Genomic DNA, 16384 nt, shown 5'->3' on the forward strand with positions numbered 1-16384 from the left:
GTCGCCCGACGAGGGTTGCGTGAGAGAACGCTACAGCATGTAGCAATAGTGATAGAGAAACACGCCGGCGGCCATCGAAACGTTGAGCGAATCGCTGCCGCGGCTCATGGGGATCGTCACGCAGCGATCGGCCATTGCGGTTAGATCGGCTTCGAGACCGAAGCCCTCGTTGCCAAACAGCAAGGCGGTGCGATCATGTCGCGCCGTCTCTTTTTTTAGGGGAATCGCCGACTCGTCCAAAACAGTCGCGATCAACTGAAAGCCGAGCGACCGGGCGACATTCAATTGGTCTAGCAAGTTCGACGTTTCAACGATCGGAATCTTGAAGGCATGCCCCGTCGAGACGCGCAGCGCGCGGCGTGAATAGGGATCGCCGCAGCGATCATCCATCAAGATAGCGTCGGCGCCAAAGGCGCTGCCGGCGCGAATCAAACTGCCGAGATTCTCGGGATCAACCACTTGTGCGGCGACCATGAGCGTGAGACGCTCGCGGTCCGGCCAGGCGACTTGCTGCAAGTCCGATAGTAAAGGTCGGCGAGCGCAGGCCATGACGCCGCGATGGAAATTAAAGCCAACCAGCTCTTGTAGCTGGTCACGCGGCAGGCAATAGATCGGCGTCGCTTCGCGGCCGGCCGGCAGCGTCGGTACTTTGGTGAGATCGTCCACGAGCAACGATTCGACTTCCAACTCACTGGCCAACAACCGCTCGACGAGAAATCGACTTTCGGCGATCAATAGTCCCGTCGCTCGATAGGCCCGCGAATTCGCGAGACCGCGATACGGGGAGAGTCGCGGATCATTCAGGCTTTCTAATGTTTCGAAATTCATCCGCTTATTACAGCGATTCGTTTTTGCGGAATCAACCTCGGCTAAAGTTTTCGAAATAAAAAGAGGGAGAACAAACGGTTGTCTGTTCCCCCTCTTCCGCCTTGAATGATTCACGGCGTTTCTGATCGCTGAACGATCAAGAAGCGTGAGCTACGCTCAGCGCTTGTTGGTTGCAACTTGTTAGTTACAACCGCCGCCGATCGTGCAGCCGCCGCCAACATTGCAGCCGCCAGCGCCACAAGCAGAGTACGAAGCGCCGCAACCGGTCGAACCGCAAGAGCGGTAACCGCGGTGACGATGAACGCGTCGAGCGCCGCAGCATCCGTGGCGACGACCGAAAGCAACGACCGAGTCACTGCTGGAAGCAGAGAAGAATCCAGCGCTGGGCAGCGAGAAGGCGACGATCAACGCAATGGTCGCGGCGACAACAACAACCCAACGAGCAGCCTGATTCAGTGATTGAGCCATCTTCATACGAAAAACTCCTCCGTGCAAATGGGGGGAAATAGAAAGCAGTTGCCGGTTACGAAGCAAAGGGCATACCGGCAAGGTTTATTGTTGCACGCGATTCAACCGCTGTGGATGCCCCACAATCAGCCTGCGGGTTGCGTGAGTCCTGTAGATTGCCAGAATTGCCAACGAATTGAAGGGAGCCAAGAAACGTCGTGTCCTGGCACGACGCTTGCTTAAGGAGAGCCGTAGCTTGAAATCGAACGAGGAATTTCGACGACACGCGATCCCCTATCCAATGAAGGAGCAAACCCATGCTTAATTCGTTATGCGATGAAATGCCGAAATTGACGAATGACGAAATCCAAGCACGCTGCGAAGCGATTCGAATGAATTGGAGCAGCTCGGAAAAGATCAAACGCAAAATCGATGGCGAACGTCGAATTCGTGCGCTGGATCGAACGCTTCGCCAGGGCTCGGTCGAAGTTAATCCGCGTCGCAGCTATGCTGGAGTTGTCCACTTGGCGAGAATGATCGCTGGATAGTTCGCAGCGATTCGCTTGGCCGAAGCCAATGCGGCGTCTTCCCAGGATGAACCTTTTACAGAACGCAATCCCGTGAAGAGCATCGCCATTCAAGCGTACGGACCGGCAACGCGACTCCAACTGATGGACTTGCCCCGTCCCGAAGTCGGCCCCGATCAACTGTTGATCCGAGTCAAAGCGGCGAGCGTCAATCCGATCGATTGGAAGATTCGCTACGGCGAACTACGCTGGATACTACCGCTTAAATTTCCTGCGGTTCTGGGCTTTGATGTCGCCGGCGAAATTGAATCGGTCGGCGGCAACCTGACGAACCAGTGGACGGTGGGAGAAGAAGTTTGTGCTTACGCGAATCATGCGCCCGGCGGGGGTTACGCCGAATATATCTCTGTCGATGCGGATTGCGTTGTGCGAAAGCCGGCGAATCTTTCACCGCTCGAAGCGGCGTCCTTTCCTTTGGCGGCGTCGACCGCTTGGCAGTCCCTGTTTGACATCTGCTCGCTTCGCCCAGGCGACAACGTGCTTGTGAATGGAGCCTCGGGCGGAGTCGGCATCTTTGCAACTCAAATCGCCAAGATTCATCACGCGACTGTCACCGCCGTTTGCAGTGGACGAAACGAAGCGCTGATGCGCGAGTTGGGCGCCGATGACGTCATTAACTATCACCAGGTCGATTTCACACAGACAAATCGTAAGTTTGACGTGATCTTTGACGCCGTTGGTAAAGCGTCATATCGCGATTGCTGTCGCGTGCTCGACCGTAATGGGCGCTTTGCAACCACGCTCCCTTCAGCCGAGACGGCGGCCTTCACCGTGATTTCCAAATTTCAGCGGCGACGCTGCGGAATTATTTGGGCAACTTCTCGCAAGAAAGACCTGCAAGCAATTTACGGTCTGGCCGAGCAGGGGAAGTTGCGCACCATTATCGACGAAGTTTTCCCGCTCGAGCAGGCTGCCGACGCCCATCGAAAGAGCGAAGATGGACATGCGGTCGGAAAAATTGTGCTGCAAGTTGCGGAGTGAGTCGAGACTCTCCATCGCAGTGCAGCAACTCTATTACCGAAGCTAATGTCGGCGAGTGACCCGCAAGGGCGTTGATTAGTCCTTGTTCCCGCGATCACGCTCCAACGATTCGACGTACCACGTGGCGACGGCTCGCTCTTGCTTGCGGACGGCGATAATAAATTGAATAGCGCGGTCAGCGATTTCGCCCGCCAATTGTTCGACCAGATTTTCGTTCGGCTCAGCGACTTCGGCCGTCGCAGCAGCGCGGGTGAACTCATCCACAAAACGCTCTGATTCGCTCCTTAGCGTGTCGTCTTCTTCCCGCATCGTCTGCACGTGCGATTCCAGCGAAGGATCTTCCTGTTCGATTTGCAGATAGATGCTGACATGGTCGTCCAGTTTGCGCAGCAGCAACTGACGAACCGCGACGCAGCTTGTCATCGCCGATTGGCACCATTCGGGCAATTCGCCAGGTACGACCGGCGTTTCTAGTATGTTTTCAAATTGTTCTAAGGCCTGGTGCAGATCAGGCGTCGCTTCGGCATTTCTCATAACTGTTCCTTCTCTTGCTAAGAACCAACTGCTCCCAAGTGGAATGTGCGGAGAAATGCACGGCTTGGCCCACTTCGGCGCCCGACTTGCGTGTTTTATTTCACAAGACGCAGTTCGACTTACCAGAATTGTTCGTTATTTGCTCCGAAAGGGAAAGGAAGATGAGTATGGACGCGACGAAAAAAGAGGAACGCCGTGTGGTTCTTGTGACTGGCGGCGCAGGTTTGATCGGCAGCCGGGTGATCCACGATCTGGCGAGCTCTTTTCAGGTCATCGGTCTTGATATTGATCCGCCGTCAAGCGATCGAGCCGATGTCGATTGGCGACAATGCGATCTGACCGATGACGACAACGTCAGCGATACGCTGCAGGCGATTCGCGATCGGTGGGGAAGCCAACTCGCTAGCGTCGTCCATCTAGCGGCCTATTATGACTTTTCCGGCGAGCCTAGCCCCCTATATGAAAAGCTGACCGTCGAAGGAACGCGGAGCCTCTTGCGGCATTTGCAATCGTTTGATGTCGAGCAGTTTCTTTTCTCCAGCACGCTGCTGGTCATGAAGTCGTCCGAGAGTGGTCTGCCGTTATCGAGTCAGTCGCCGCTGGAAGCAGAGTGGGACTACCCTCAGTCGAAGTTGAAAACGGAAGAAGTCATCGAGCATGAGCGGGGAAGAATACCCGCCCTCATACTTCGTTTGGCCGGGGCTTATGACGAACAAGGGCACTCGCCGCCGATTACGCAGCAGATCAGCCGCATCTATGAAAAGCAGCTCGAGAGCTATTTCTTTCCGGGCGACAAAGATCATGGTCAATCATTTATCCATCTGGATGACACCGTTACAGCGATCCGCTGCGCGATTGAACGTCGTGCCGAGTTGCCGCCGCTGGAACGTCTGTTGATCGGTGAAGAAGAGGTGCTGAGCTACGCCGATCTGCAAGATCGAATCGGCGAACTGTTGCACGGTCAGCAATGGCCTGCGATTCGGATTCCCAAAATGGTCGCCAAAGCGGGCGCATGGGTGAAAGATCAGTGGGCGAGCGGCGACAACGCTCCCTTTATCAAACCGTGGATGATCGACTTGGCCGATCAGAATTACCCGATCAATATTAGTCGGGCCGAAAGTCTGTTGGGCTGGAAACCGCGGCATACCCTGCGTGAAACGCTGCCGCAAATGGTTGAACTGCTGCAACGCGATCCCCAGAAGTTTTACGAGATCAATCACCTGCCGGTCGAGCATTTGCATTCGAGATGAACCACAGCGGAAGGAAGGGACGCACGATGTCAGCTTCTCTCAAAGGTTACCCGGCGGAATCAGCCGATCTGGAGGTGCGGGTCAGCCCCTATTCGTACAATCCGTCGGCGTGGTCGCAGCGATTGCCGATTTGCGTGTTGGCGTTTATCGCCTTTTTGTTGGCGACTCACATGGGGCTGTACCAGTGGAGACTGATCGGCGACGTGTGGGATCCCGCATTCGGGGATCAAAGCAAACAGGTGCTCGACTCGGACGTGGCGAAAAAAATGCACCTTTGGCTGGGTGTGCCCGACGCGATTTTGGGCGCGATCGCCTACTTGGGCGACGCGATCTTCGGCCTGGCCGGGTCAACGCGGCGTTGGCAATATCGCCCTTGGCTAGTGATCTTGTTCGGAATCGACGTGATTCCGCTGGGTCTGGTCAGCGGGATCTTGGTGATCTGTCAAGCGACAATTGTTGGGAATTGGTGTTTTCTTTGCCTGGTGACGGCCCTGATTTCCCTCGTGCTTGTCGTGATGGCCTACGACGAAGTCTACGTTTCGCTGAAGTATCTCGCTCTAGTTTGGAAAAAGACGAAAAGTCGCAAAATCGTTTGGCGAGCCTTATGGGGTTTTCCAGAGAAGGCCGCAGATGAGGCCGCACTCGAAATGGTAGGGACGATTTCGGGTTCGATTTCGCCTGACGCACTGTCCAAATAACCCGGAGGCGATCATGTGGGCCCGTGTTGTTGAATTTATGTTGTCTTGTTGGCTGGCGGCTAGTCCGTTTATATTTCATCATTCCGATAGCGCACGCGCACTTTGGTGGAACGACTACGTGACGGCCATCTGCGTTGGCGGCGCTTCGCTGTTATCCTATTGGCGACCGACAAGACATGCACACTTGTTCACGGCGGTCGTGGCAATCTGGCTAATCGGCTTTGGGCGTTTCGGATTGGAAGGGTCCCCTGGACCAGGAATGCAAAACGAGATTGTCGTAGGACTGTTGTTGCTGATGTTCGCGCTAGTTCCGAATCACGCAGCCTATCCTCCCCGGTTTTGGTACTCCGATTCAGCGAACTCCTTATCACCAAAAGACTGAATTACCGAAAACGACCGGCTTACCTACGACACGGCTTACCGTAAGACATCGTCGCGCACCTTCCTTCAAGGCTTCACCACTACACGGGAACAACCCGACCAATGCGCACTCCACTTTCGAAACGTCTTGACATTGATGTTCAAAACATGGCCTACGCAGCGGAGCTGCTAGACGCCTACCGGGAGGATCCCAACAGCGTTCCGGATGACTGGCGCGAATGGTTTGGGAAATTGCCGCAGGCCAACGGCGACGCAGAAGCGTTCACCAACCTGGCCCCGCCGATCACGACCTCCAGCATGTTCAACCCGACCGGTGCTCCGGTCGCGGTCAACGGCGACCATGCCGCGTCCGCTGGGGATGCGGCGGTCGGGGCTGATGCGCTGCTGCAATTTTGCGTCGATCGCATGATCACAGCGTTCCGGGCTTACGGTCACTTGCACTCTCGGCTCGATCCGCTGGGGCTGACGACCACGCCGGCGCCGCCGCTGTCGCCGGACCAGTTTAATATCAAAGAGAGCGACCTGGATCGCTCGGTCTATGTCGATCGCGACGGCGAGACCATCCTGACGACCGTGCGTGAGCTGTTCGAGCGGATGCAGCGCGTCTATTGCGGCGACGTCGGTATCCAGTTGCAGCACATCGACGACCATGTCGTCCGGCGTTGGCTGATTGAAGAAGTCGAAGGGGACGATCGCGACTCGTCGCTCGGCCGCGACACGCAGCGCAGAATTCTGCAGCGTTTGACCGAAGCGATGGTGTTTGAAGAATTCGTTCGCAAAAAATACCTCGGCGCCAAGACCTTCTCGCTCGAAGGCTCCGAGACCTTGATTCCGCTGCTCGACCTGGCGATCCATGGTTTCGCCGAACAAGGGATCAGCGAGCTCGTGTTGGCGATGCCGCATCGTGGTCGTCTTAGCGTGTTGGCCAACGTGATCCGGCAGCCTCCGCGTGAGATCTTCTCGCAATTTGAAGACGCCGATCCCAAGCGTCATATCGGCGGCGGCGACGTGAAGTATCACATGGGCGCCAGCGGCGACTATGTGGCCGCTTCGGGCAAAAAGGTCCACGTTTCGCTCTGCTTCAACCCGAGCCACTTGGAGTATGTCGATCCGGTCGCTTTGGGCCGCATGCGCGCCAAGCAGGATCGCCGCGGCGATACCGAACGCCAAATGGGCGCCGTTGTGTTGATCCACGGCGACGCGGCTTTCGCCGGCGAAGGGGTCGTTCAGGAAACGTTGAACTTGAGTCAGCTGCATGGCTATCGCACCGGCGGAACGCTGCATGTGATCGTCAACAATCAGCTCGGCTTTACGACGCAACCGCACGATTCGCGTTCGACGATCTATGCGACCGACGTCGCGCGCATGTTGCAGTCGCCGATTTTTCATGTGAACGGCGAAAACCCGGCGGCGGTGTCGCAGGTGGTTTCGCTGGCGTTGGAATTCCGTCGTACGCATCAGCGTGACGTCGTGATCGACATGTATTGCTTCCGTCGCTTCGGTCACAACGAAACGGACGAACCGAGCTTCACGCAGCCGCTGCTTTATCAAGCGATCGAACATCACCGTTCGATTCGCGATCGCTTCCTTGACAATCTGGTCGAGCTGGGGCAGTTCGAGGTTCAAGAAGCGGACGAGATGCTCACCCAGCATCACGAATTCTTGCAGACCGAATACGAGATCGGCAAAGAACTTGTCCAAGACGATCGTCATCCGCAAAACGTTTGGAAAGGCTACTTTGGCGGCCCGCAGCCGGAAGTCGGTGAAGACGATCCAGACACCGGCATGCCGGTCGAAAAGCTGTCGAAGATGCTGGTCAAACTGACCGAGATCCCCAAGGGGTTCCATCTGCATCGGAAGCTGACCCGCCAAATGGAAGCGCGACGCGCTATGGGAGACGGGAAGCGTCCGCTCGACTGGGCGTCGGCCGAAGCGCTGGCGTTCGCGAGCCTGTCGATGGCCGGGCGCCGCGTCCGCTTGTCGGGGCAAGACGCTCAGCGCGGCACCTTCAGCCAACGGCATGGCGTGTTGCATGACGTCGTCACCGGCAAGACGCATAACATCTTCTCGAAGTTGTCCGGCGATCAAGCGCCGGTCGAACTGGTCAATAGCCCGCTCAGCGAAGTTGGCGTTCTCGGCTTTGACTATGGTTATAGCTTGGACTTCCCCGAGGCGCTGGTCGCTTGGGAAGCTCAGTTCGGCGACTTTGGCAACTGCGCCCAAGTGATCATTGACGAATTCATCTCGGGCGCCGAAGACAAATGGAACCGGCTGAGCGGCATCGTGATGTTGCTGCCGCACGGTTACGAAGGACAAGGGCCCGAGCACTCCAGCGGCCGTCTGGAACGTTTTCTGGCGATCGGTGCCGAAGACAACATCCAGGTCGCTTACCCGTCGACTCCGGCCCAGTACTTCCACTTGCTTCGTCGCCAGACGTTGCGATTGTGGCGCAAGCCGCTGGTCATCTTCACGCCGAAGAGCCTGTTGCGTCATCCTTCCGCCGTTTCGTCGTTGACCGAATTGGCCGAGGGAGAATTCAAACCGATTCTGCCGGACGAAACTTGCGATCCGGCCAAGGTGCGCCGCGTGCTGCTGTGCACCGGCAAGCTCTACTACGAGTTGGACTCTTACCGTAACGAGCATCAGCTTGACGACGTGGCGATCTTGCGGATCGAAATGCTGCATCCGCTGCGCACCGGTAAGTTTACCGACGCGCTGAAAGACTACGCCGCCGATTGCCCGGTGACTTGGGTCCAGGAAGAGCCGCTCAACATGGGCGCCTGGCCGCACTGGGCGACTCGATTTACGGGACATCGCATCGACGACCATGAACTGAACGTGGTGGGGCGCCCCCGTTCGGCAAGTCCTGCGACCGGTTCGAAAAGCGCTCACCTTTGGGAACAGGCGGATCTGCTCGAGCGAGCATTCGCCGACTAACCGCGTCAAATAATCACCTTCCACACCTATAGCCAATTTAGATAACTAAACAAACCAATGAGCATTGAACTCAAAGTTCCCGAAGCGGGAGAGTCGATCCAAGAGGTTCAAATCGGCCGCTGGATGAAGAAAGAAGGGGACGAAGTCAATGAAGACGAGTCTCTGGTTGAGCTGGAAACCGACAAGGCTTCGATGGAAATGCCTGCTCCCGCCAAAGGGGTCTTGCGCGAGATCTTCAAGCGTGAAGGAGATCTGGTCACCGTCGGTGAAGTGATCGGCATTTTGGATGATGGCGCCGCCGCTGCGGCCCCGGCCGCCGCACCAGCCGAGAAACCGGCCGCCGCCGAAGTCGAAAAGCCTGCTCCGACGCCGGCGCCGGCCGCTACCTCGGGCCGTGGGAAAGCGTCTCGTCCGACGATCATCAATTCGTCGTCGACGCCGGCCAAGCCGTCCGCCAGCAGCAACGGCGAATCGGAAGTGAAGCACGCGCCCGCCCCGGCCAAGGCCGAAGAGCCGAAGAAGGCGCCGCCTGCTCCGGCCAAGAGCCAACAGCTTGCGCCGCGAGCCGAAACGAGCCTGGCGCCGCAAGCGGGCGAAAAGATCGTGCCGATGCCGCTGATCCGCCGCCGCATCGCCGAGACGCTGAAAAGCGCCCAACACAACGCCGCGTTGCTGACCACGTTCAACCAGGTCGATATGACCAACGTGATGGCGCTGCGCAAAAAATATGGCCAATGGTTCCTCGATCAATGGGGCGTCAAGCTGGGCTTCATGTCGTTCTTTATCAAAGCGACGATCGACGCGCTGAAGCAACAACCGGCTTTGAACGCCGAAATTCGTGACGGCGACAAAATCGTCTATCGCGACTACTACCACGTCGGCGTCGCGATCGGCAGCAAAAAGGGCCTGGTCGTGCCGGTCCTGCGGAACGCCGAACGGATGCGTTTTGCTGAGATCGAACTGGCGATCGCCGACTTCGCCGCCCGCGCCAACGAAAACCGCTTGAGCGCCGCCGAACTTTCTGGCGGTACGTTCACGATCACCAACGGCGGCGTCTACGGCTCGCTGATGTCGACACCGATCGTCAATCCGCCCCAAAGCGGCGTGCTCGGCATGCATACGATCGAAGAACGCCCCGTCGCTCGCGACGGTCAGGTCGTGATTCGCCCGATGATGTACTTGGCGCTGACCTACGATCACTGCATGGTCGACGGCCGCGAAGCGGTCATGACCCTGAAGCGGATTTGCGACGCAATCGAAGAACCGGCCCGGATGTTGTTGGAAGCGTAGTAACGCCAACAGCGACTCCTTATTCGATACCGACACGGCGGCAGCGCACAAGCGTTGCCGCCGTTTGTCATTTCTTGCGGGCCAAAGTTTGGTAAGTCGTGGCGTTCTCCATCCCCAGCGACATCCTCAGTTCAGGACCGGACCGATTCATTTTTCGATCCAACGGCGAACCAATCCAACACGAGCCCGAATGCGCAGGCCGAGGGAGTGCGGCCTCTATTTCGAAATGCCAGAGACTGGACCGGACTGGACCCCGTTTTTTTGAGTCTGGAGATCGGGTGTTGGTCAGTCTGGTTTTGACATTCGACATCGGCCTACTAGGGCGGACTGGACTGCTCAATTTTTTCTGAAAACTTGCCCAAATTGCCTGTGGGTTAAGTTGGGCGCTTTTTGCGGTGCGGCCGACCAAGGCCTGCCCTGCGGGGTTACCGGTTGGACCGGACCGCTGCTCGTTTTTTGAAAATTGCCCATCTTGCCTAGGGGGGGCGTCTGGCGCACCAGAGCCTGCCAATCGCCGCGGCTCCCTCTCCGCGCGGGAACTTTTCAGCTCGTCCCAAACCAAGAGGCTAGAAAACTTACGTCCTGGGTGATGGATCAGACGCCGGGACGAGGAGCAGCATTGTCCCCGAAATTTGAGCAGATGAGCAAGCGGCAATCTTTGCCGCGATCACCGGGTGGCCCGACCAGTTTGTCCAAGATTGGTTGGGTTGCTTTAGCGACAAGATGCCGCGCCATGCGGCCGCAAAGCTGACTGACCGCACCCAACAATCGCGACCACCCTAGGCGTTATCGGCGCTGCAAGCCATATTCGGCGCTTTGCATCAGCGCTCGGATATAGCCAAAGGCGAAGAATCTCGCGAGCATCGTATAGCCGGGATCGCCCTCTTCTTCGCCAGCCAATTGAGGGACGTGATCGGGTCGAATGGGGCCTTGGAAGCCGATGTCGTGATAGGCGTGCATCGCGGCGACCATATCGGTCGGGCCATTGTCATGAAACGCTTCGGTAAAGTCGTCCGCCGTTCCGTGCGAGTCGCGGAAGTGCACATAGCGAATGCGATCTCCCAGCTTACGGATCGTGCCGGGGATATCGACTCCCATTACAGCGAACGTTCCCTGGCAAAAGCAGATGCCGTTGCTGGGGCTGGAAGAGAGCTCCAGCAATCGCTCGAAGTCGTTCAAGCTGTTCATGATCCGCGCGTGCTGGCCGAAAGCGGCCAGCGGCGGATCGTCGGGGTGCATCGCCAATGCGACGCCTGACTTTTCGGCAATCGGCAGCAGTTCGGCTAAGAAGGACCGCAGATTCTCCCACATTTGTTCGCGCGTGACGGCTGCGCCGGTATGCGTGCTGGAGACGGCATGCAACGAAGCTGCTTGGTCGGCGTCGGCCAGACGGAACGAAGTTGTCCAAGCGCCCCCGCGTTCTTGCGTTTGGCTTCCCGTCCGGACCCAATCGGAGGCCGGCATAAAGTTGTAGCAGCAGACGCCGATCTGCGCGCTGCCCAGATTCACGAGAAGTTGTTTCATCTGCGCCAAGTCGTCATCTCGACTCGCCGTCCCTAGAATCGCGTTCTGGATCGGCAGCTCTCCTTCAACCGCGGCGATCTGCAATCCAAACCGACTCAGGCGCTCTTGGATCGCGAGCAGATCGTCCAAGTGCGGACCTGGGTAACGGATCGCGACGTTGGTTACGCCCAGCTGCGCCACGCGGGCCAGGTTTTCGTCAGAGAGCGGAGTGACGACGGACGTCAATTGCATTCTTGGGCTTTCGTAGAGCGGGATTGTCACGTCCGGTAGAGATTCAGCACAGCGATTCAAGCGAAGCTGGCAGCAGACGCATGTCGCCTGCAGTGGTGAGTTAGCAGAGGTTCGCTAATCGGGCCGCCGGGCAAATGGAAGCTGGAGTTGCCGCGGCAGATTTTTTGGTCAAATCAAAGTCGAGCGTCTGTTTCCCAGGACCTTGTTGAACATCCACGCGCAGTGTTGACTCGGCGCCATATTTTTTCGGGAGGACGCCGCCGCTAGGGGGCGATTGATGGTTGTCGAGTTCTTCGATGCTCACTGGCGCTGCGTTGGAAGTGATGACGATTTCTACTTTGGCGTTACCCAGCATGACGCCTCCGCGGTGGGTCACCTCGTAATCGCCGTTGCGAATCAATGCGGCCGAAACGGGGCCCTTGCTGGTGGGAACAAAGCGAATCTCTCCTGACTCGATCGGCTTCCCCTGATAGGTGACGCGACCAGCGACGATCCGTCGCTCAAGTCCCGCTTCATTCGCACAACCGCCTAAGAAGAATGTCCACAGCCCAACGAGCACTACCAGGCTGAAGAGAGGGAATTGCTTGCGCATACAGAACGTCCCCAGATGAAAAGTGAAGATCAACGCCCATGAGAAATGAAAAGCCCAATTTATGGCGGTTTCTAGGTTAACTCATAATGGAGCACAAAATCAATCAAAAAATGTACGCATTCTTGCAGGTCGACGCGGAAGCTCGATGGGATTGGAATGCTGAATTGCGGTATTATCGGCTGGTGATCCCTCTTGGGGTCGTGCATATCGCTCGATTCCTAGGCGAGCATGCAGGCCTTGCCAGAAAATTTTGAAATTGGAAGTTCTTTAAAGTTGGGTTCAAAAAAAGCTTGTTTTTGTACTCATTGAATAGTAGGGTAACAGACATGATTACTGAAAAACGCTCTGACCAACCTGTTTTGATGAACGCGAGCGGAAAGTGCTATTCCGCGCTTCGCAAGATGCTCGTGTGCGGCCAGATTCCCGTCGGGAGTCGGCTGGCCGAAGTGGAGTGGTCACAGCGGCTCGGCGCCCAAAGGGCCGCTTTGCGAGAGGCGATGGCCCTGCTGGCGCACGACGGTCTATTGACGCGGCGGACGACTGGCGGCTTTTTCGTGCCGACGCTAGAAGAAATTCGGTACGAGGAGTTGATCGACGCGCGGATCGTCCTGGAGTTAGGCGCGATCGATGTCTCCTTTGCTCCTGGCGCGCCGCGGAAGGATCTAACCCAACTGCATAAGATCTGCGACACGATGGAGGACCTGCATCACTCTGGATTAACCATGGGGTTTTGCGAGTCCGACTTTCTCTTTCATCAGAAATTGCTGGAACTCTCGAAGAACGAGATTCTGGTCAAGATGTTTTCTCATTCGGCGCAGCATATTTATTTTCTAGCGCCGGTGCCGGACGACGTTCGGATGCAGCAAGAGATCGGCGTGATTCAAGAGCACCGCCAGATCCTGGCCGACCTGAACGACGGCAATATCAAATCCGCTTCCGACCTGTTGCGACGGCACATCGCTCGTACCAAAGGCCTTTTGCAGAATGCGCTCGGCGGCAATCAACGTGACGAAAGCTGAGTTTTAAGGAATTTTGAACTCCATCTATACCTTTTCAATTCTTAATTTTCTCTTCCCTGAGGGTATCGCGATGCCAAGTAGAAACCGATCGAAAACTCGACGCAGCGCCTTTACGTTGGTCGAACTATTGGTAGTTATCGCTATTATCGGCGTGCTGATTGCACTGTTGTTACCGGCCGTCCAGCAGGCTCGCGAGGCCGCGCGACGATTGTCTTGTTCGGCGAATTTCAAGCAAGTGGGGCTCGCCCTGCATAACTATCATGACACGCATCTAACGTTTCCGCTGGGCAGCGGAATCAGCGGCGGCTGCAGCGGTTTTACGGGCACGCACTTCTTCTCATGGGGCGTTCATACGTTGCCCTTTCTTGAGCAAAACGCACGCTACGATGCGGTGAATTTTAATGTCGCGGCGCCGATCCAAACGCAAGCGAATTATGACCCGGAGACCGCATTGGGGCCGGTTCCTGTATACTTGTGCGTCTCGAATCCGCAGGCCGATACGATGGTGAATCCGGCGTTTTCAGGCGCTATTGACGCCGTTCCGCGCTCCGATATGGCCGGCGTCGCGGACTCGCGCGACTGGCGCTGCAATTCTTCGGGAACCGTGGGAGTGCGTCCCCGTTCTGATGGCAATGGAGTCTTTTACGCGTTATCGAAAACCAACTTTCGCGACATCATCGACGGGACTTCTAATACTCTATTCGTCGGCGAAGTGACCGGCGATCCTAATCAGGCGACCAGCAGCAGTTCGACCACGTACAACGCGAATAGCTACGCTGTTTACAACACCCTGGATACGTCCACCGGGATCAACGGCCCCTTTACAGTGCCCGGCGGCGGAACTTTTGCCTGGCGCCCTCAGGGATTCTCGAGCTACCACCCTGGCGGCGCTCATTTCGCCCTCGCGGATGGTTCGGTTCGGTTCCTGCCCGAAACGATCGATCAAACGCTGCTATCAGGGCTCACCACTCGAAATGGCGGAGAAGTGTTGGAGCAGTTCTAAGGTGAATCGATCGGATCAATGGACGGAAAAGAGGCCTGAATGACGGACGCGCCGACCGTATTGATTACCGGAGCCGCAGGCGGCATTGGCGCCGCGACCTCGCTGGAGTTCGCCGCACGCGGCTACGACTGCTTTCTGTTAGACATCGACGCTGCGGCGTTGGCGGACACCGTCAGCGCGATTGAAAATCAGGGCCGATCTGTGGCCACCGCGATCGGCGACCTGGGCGATTTAGACTTTGCTCAACACGCGGTCCGCGATTGTGTGGAGAAATTTGGGCGGATCGACGTACTGGTCAACAACGCGGCATGGCGCGACGTGACGACCATGAAGTCGATCTCTCGGGAGTCGTGGGAGAAAACGATTCGCGTTTGTTTGACCGCGCCGGCGTTTCTCGCCCAAGCGGCCGCTCCGCATATGGAATTGCGCCGGCAAGGGGTGATCATCAACGTTTCCAGCATTCAATCCAAGTTCGCCGCCGGCGTCAGTCCTGCTTACATCGCCGCCAAGGGAGGTCTCGACGCGTTGACTTACGAGTTGGCGACGCTGTATGGGCCCTCCGGCGTACGCGTGCTGGCGGTCAACTTGGGCGCGATCGACACCAGCTTGAACGATCAATATGTCGCTGCCGACGGTGATTCGCTCTCGGCCGATCTTCGTCAGGCGGTGGAGCAGATGATCCCGCTTCAGCGCTACGGAACACCGGCGGAGATTGCCCGCAGCATCGTCTCCTTGGCGGGTCCCGACTCGGCCTACATCACTGGAACTTGCATCGAAATCGACGGCGGTTGGTTTCACCAATGCTCCCCTTATTCGTTCAAGCGTCGTCAGTTTCCGGAAGATTACCCGACGCACGGTTAATCACGGCGGCGCCCTGCTAACTTGATGACGAGTTTTGCTCGACGTTCCCTCCCTCGAAACAACTTTGAGACTTCAACCCGCCAGAGAGCCTTTGTCATGAAACCCTTGCTGATAATCGTCGTTGCAATCGGAATTGTAACAGGCGGCGCCGGTCTGCCGGCTGCGATCCAAGCGGCTGAAGCGATCGAAGACGTTCACTTGGTCGTCAAGCCGAACAAGCCGCGCGGGTATCGCGGCATCAATGGAGACATGGTCCAGCGGAAAGATGGCTCGCTCCTGTTTTGCTACACCGAATACGGCCCCGAGGGAGGCATCGTCGCGAAGAGTTCGACCGATCAAGGACGAACCTGGACCGAAGCGAAAATATTAGTCCCGCAACCGGTGTCGCCCGATCCCGGCCGGTTCAACCATCCAAGTTTGCTGCGATTGACCAACGGCGATCTGCTGTTGTCATATAACTACACGACGCACCCGACCAAGCCCTACTATGCGGTGACTCTGTATCGACGCAGTACCGACGATGGAGCGACGTGGGGCGAGCAATTTCCGTTGACGCCTTATTCCGGCTACACGCTGATTCACAACGATAAGCTGCTCACTCTGGAAGATGGCCGAATTATTGCCGTCGCCGAAACCAAAAAATATCTCCCCAGTTCGCAAGATCACAACGGCTATGTTGGTCTCGTCTTCTACTCTGACGATCAGGGCTATAGCTGGTATCCGAGCAAAAATGTGGTCGACTTGTACGAGTCGAGAAAAATCGATGTTCAAGAAGCGGATGCGGTCGAACTGCGCGATGGACGGCTGATGATGTTTGCTCGCAGCTACAGCGGGCATCCCGTCAAAGCCTTTTCGACCGATCGCGGCGAAACCTGGTCGCAAGGTAAGATGATCCCGGCGTTGAAAATGCCGTACGCCGGTCTGCCGACCGTGCGGCGGATTCCTTCTACCGGCGATTTGCTGTTCGTCTGGATCAGCGAACGCTCTGCGCTGAAATCAGATCCCAAGGTGCCGGTCCGCTCGACGCTCACGAGCGCGATTTCCAAGGATGAAGGGGAGACGTTTATCCTTCAGCGGAACATCGTGAAAGAACCTGGAAATGATCTTGGATATCAATGCGTCGAGTTTTTGGAGGACGGTACGGCGTTGATCGCCTACCACGCCAACGATGGCGTGCACTTGGCTCGAATGAACGTCGACTGGTTCTACGGCAAATAGAAC

Annotated in this window: 16 protein-coding genes; 11 read left to right on the plus strand and 5 right to left on the minus strand. The window is 57.0% G+C overall.

Features of this window, described 5'->3' with window-relative positions:
• Positions 1-30 precede the first annotated feature (30 nt).
• Together DSM3645_RS18905 and DSM3645_RS18910 are read right to left on the minus strand one after the other, a co-directional pair.
• On the minus strand, positions 31-828 hold the full coding sequence (locus tag DSM3645_RS18905; protein WP_002653895.1) for a TrmH family RNA methyltransferase: 798 nt from the start codon (positions 826-828) through the stop codon (positions 31-33).
• A gap of 180 nt (positions 829-1008) precedes the next feature.
• On the minus strand, positions 1009-1302 hold the full coding sequence (locus DSM3645_RS18910) for a hypothetical protein (protein ID WP_002653896.1): 294 nt from the start codon (positions 1300-1302) through the stop codon (positions 1009-1011).
• Between the two features lie 290 nt (positions 1303-1592).
• Here DSM3645_RS18910 and DSM3645_RS18920 point away from each other — a divergent pair, with 290 nt between their 5' ends.
• Positions 1593-1823, plus strand: a complete 231-nt coding sequence (locus tag DSM3645_RS18920; RefSeq protein WP_002653898.1) for a hypothetical protein — start codon at positions 1593-1595, stop codon at positions 1821-1823.
• A gap of 72 nt (positions 1824-1895) precedes the next feature.
• Positions 1896-2843 (plus strand): NAD(P)-dependent alcohol dehydrogenase, encoded by a 948-nt coding sequence (locus tag DSM3645_RS18925; protein ID WP_040352802.1) that lies wholly within the window; start codon positions 1896-1898, stop codon positions 2841-2843.
• A 75-nt stretch (positions 2844-2918) separates the two neighbouring features.
• On the opposite strand, the gene DSM3645_RS18930 is transcribed toward DSM3645_RS18925, so the two are convergent.
• Positions 2919-3377, minus strand: coding sequence for a hypothetical protein (locus DSM3645_RS18930; protein ID WP_002653900.1), 459 nt, complete (start codon positions 3375-3377; stop codon positions 2919-2921).
• Positions 3378-3544: 167 nt separating this feature from the next.
• Between DSM3645_RS18930 and DSM3645_RS18935 the strand changes: the two genes are divergently transcribed.
• The 5 genes from DSM3645_RS18935 to odhB all read left to right on the plus strand — a co-directional run bounded on the left by DSM3645_RS18935 (position 3545) and on the right by odhB (position 9933).
• Complete coding sequence (locus tag DSM3645_RS18935; protein ID WP_002653901.1) at positions 3545-4627, plus strand: NAD-dependent epimerase/dehydratase family protein; 1083 nt, start codon at positions 3545-3547, stop codon at positions 4625-4627.
• Positions 4628-4653: 26 nt separating this feature from the next.
• Positions 4654-5325, plus strand: coding sequence for a vitamin K epoxide reductase family protein (locus tag DSM3645_RS18940; RefSeq protein ID WP_002653902.1), 672 nt, complete (start codon positions 4654-4656; stop codon positions 5323-5325).
• Positions 5326-5338: 13 nt separating this feature from the next.
• On the plus strand, positions 5339-5707 hold the full coding sequence (locus DSM3645_RS31925) for an SPW repeat domain-containing protein (RefSeq protein WP_002653903.1): 369 nt from the start codon (positions 5339-5341) through the stop codon (positions 5705-5707).
• Positions 5708-5808: 101 nt separating this feature from the next.
• Positions 5809-8643, plus strand: a complete 2835-nt coding sequence (locus tag DSM3645_RS18945) for a 2-oxoglutarate dehydrogenase E1 component (protein WP_261339704.1) — start codon at positions 5809-5811, stop codon at positions 8641-8643.
• A gap of 57 nt (positions 8644-8700) precedes the next feature.
• Entirely contained in the window at positions 8701-9933 is a 1233-nt protein-coding gene (gene odhB / locus DSM3645_RS18950; protein WP_002653905.1) for a 2-oxoglutarate dehydrogenase complex dihydrolipoyllysine-residue succinyltransferase, read from the plus strand.
• Positions 9934-10719: 786 nt separating this feature from the next.
• On the opposite strand, the gene DSM3645_RS18955 is transcribed toward odhB, so the two are convergent.
• Both DSM3645_RS18955 and DSM3645_RS18960 read right to left on the minus strand, forming a co-directional pair.
• Positions 10720-11688 (minus strand): mannonate dehydratase, encoded by a 969-nt coding sequence (locus DSM3645_RS18955; RefSeq protein WP_002653906.1) that lies wholly within the window; start codon positions 11686-11688, stop codon positions 10720-10722.
• Between the two features lie 100 nt (positions 11689-11788).
• Positions 11789-12280 carry a hypothetical protein gene (locus tag DSM3645_RS18960; protein ID WP_002653907.1) on the minus strand — a complete coding sequence of 164 codons (492 nt, stop codon included), beginning with the start codon at positions 12278-12280 and terminating at the stop codon, positions 11789-11791.
• Positions 12281-12606: 326 nt separating this feature from the next.
• On the opposite strand from DSM3645_RS18960, the gene DSM3645_RS18965 reads away from it, so the two are divergent.
• The 4 genes from DSM3645_RS18965 (at position 12607) to DSM3645_RS18980 (ending at position 16381) form a co-directional block, all read left to right on the plus strand.
• Positions 12607-13299, plus strand: coding sequence for a GntR family transcriptional regulator (locus tag DSM3645_RS18965; protein ID WP_002653909.1), 693 nt, complete (start codon positions 12607-12609; stop codon positions 13297-13299).
• A gap of 70 nt (positions 13300-13369) precedes the next feature.
• A complete protein-coding gene (locus tag DSM3645_RS18970; RefSeq protein WP_002653910.1) occupies positions 13370-14302 on the plus strand; it encodes a DUF1559 domain-containing protein in 933 nt (310 codons plus the stop codon).
• A gap of 39 nt (positions 14303-14341) precedes the next feature.
• Entirely contained in the window at positions 14342-15163 is an 822-nt protein-coding gene (locus DSM3645_RS18975) for an SDR family NAD(P)-dependent oxidoreductase (RefSeq protein ID WP_002653911.1), read from the plus strand.
• Between the two features lie 96 nt (positions 15164-15259).
• Positions 15260-16381: a sialidase family protein gene (locus DSM3645_RS18980; protein WP_002653912.1), complete on the plus strand. Its 1122-nt coding sequence runs from the start codon at positions 15260-15262 to the stop codon at positions 16379-16381.
• The last annotated feature ends 3 nt before the right edge of the window (positions 16382-16384 follow it).

The organism is Blastopirellula marina DSM 3645, assembly GCF_000153105.1.
Taxonomy (GTDB): Bacteria; Planctomycetota; Planctomycetia; order Pirellulales; family Pirellulaceae; genus Blastopirellula; species Blastopirellula marina.

Bases quoted from the DNA above. Each gene is read 5' to 3' on its own strand.
- DSM3645_RS18905 (WP_002653895.1), bottom strand. From the start codon at position 828: ATGAATTTCGAAACATTAGAAAGCCTGAATGATCCGCGACTCTCCCCG.
- DSM3645_RS18910 (WP_002653896.1), bottom strand. From the start codon at position 1,302: ATGAAGATGGCTCAATCACTGAATCAGGCTGCTCGTTGGGTTGTTGTT.
- DSM3645_RS18920 (WP_002653898.1), top strand. From the start codon at position 1,593: ATGCTTAATTCGTTATGCGATGAAATGCCGAAATTGACGAATGACGAA.
- DSM3645_RS18930 (WP_002653900.1), bottom strand. From the start codon at position 3,377: ATGAGAAATGCCGAAGCGACGCCTGATCTGCACCAGGCCTTAGAACAA.
- DSM3645_RS18935 (WP_002653901.1), top strand. From the start codon at position 3,545: ATGGACGCGACGAAAAAAGAGGAACGCCGTGTGGTTCTTGTGACTGGC.
- DSM3645_RS18940 (WP_002653902.1), top strand. From the start codon at position 4,654: ATGTCAGCTTCTCTCAAAGGTTACCCGGCGGAATCAGCCGATCTGGAG.
- DSM3645_RS31925 (WP_002653903.1), top strand. From the start codon at position 5,339: ATGTGGGCCCGTGTTGTTGAATTTATGTTGTCTTGTTGGCTGGCGGCT.
- DSM3645_RS18945 (WP_261339704.1), top strand. From the start codon at position 5,809: ATGCGCACTCCACTTTCGAAACGTCTTGACATTGATGTTCAAAACATG.
- odhB (WP_002653905.1), top strand. From the start codon at position 8,701: ATGAGCATTGAACTCAAAGTTCCCGAAGCGGGAGAGTCGATCCAAGAG.
- DSM3645_RS18955 (WP_002653906.1), bottom strand. From the start codon at position 11,688: ATGCAATTGACGTCCGTCGTCACTCCGCTCTCTGACGAAAACCTGGCC.
- DSM3645_RS18960 (WP_002653907.1), bottom strand. From the start codon at position 12,280: ATGCGCAAGCAATTCCCTCTCTTCAGCCTGGTAGTGCTCGTTGGGCTG.
- DSM3645_RS18965 (WP_002653909.1), top strand. From the start codon at position 12,607: ATGATTACTGAAAAACGCTCTGACCAACCTGTTTTGATGAACGCGAGC.
- DSM3645_RS18970 (WP_002653910.1), top strand. From the start codon at position 13,370: ATGCCAAGTAGAAACCGATCGAAAACTCGACGCAGCGCCTTTACGTTG.
- DSM3645_RS18975 (WP_002653911.1), top strand. From the start codon at position 14,342: ATGACGGACGCGCCGACCGTATTGATTACCGGAGCCGCAGGCGGCATT.
- DSM3645_RS18980 (WP_002653912.1), top strand. From the start codon at position 15,260: ATGAAACCCTTGCTGATAATCGTCGTTGCAATCGGAATTGTAACAGGC.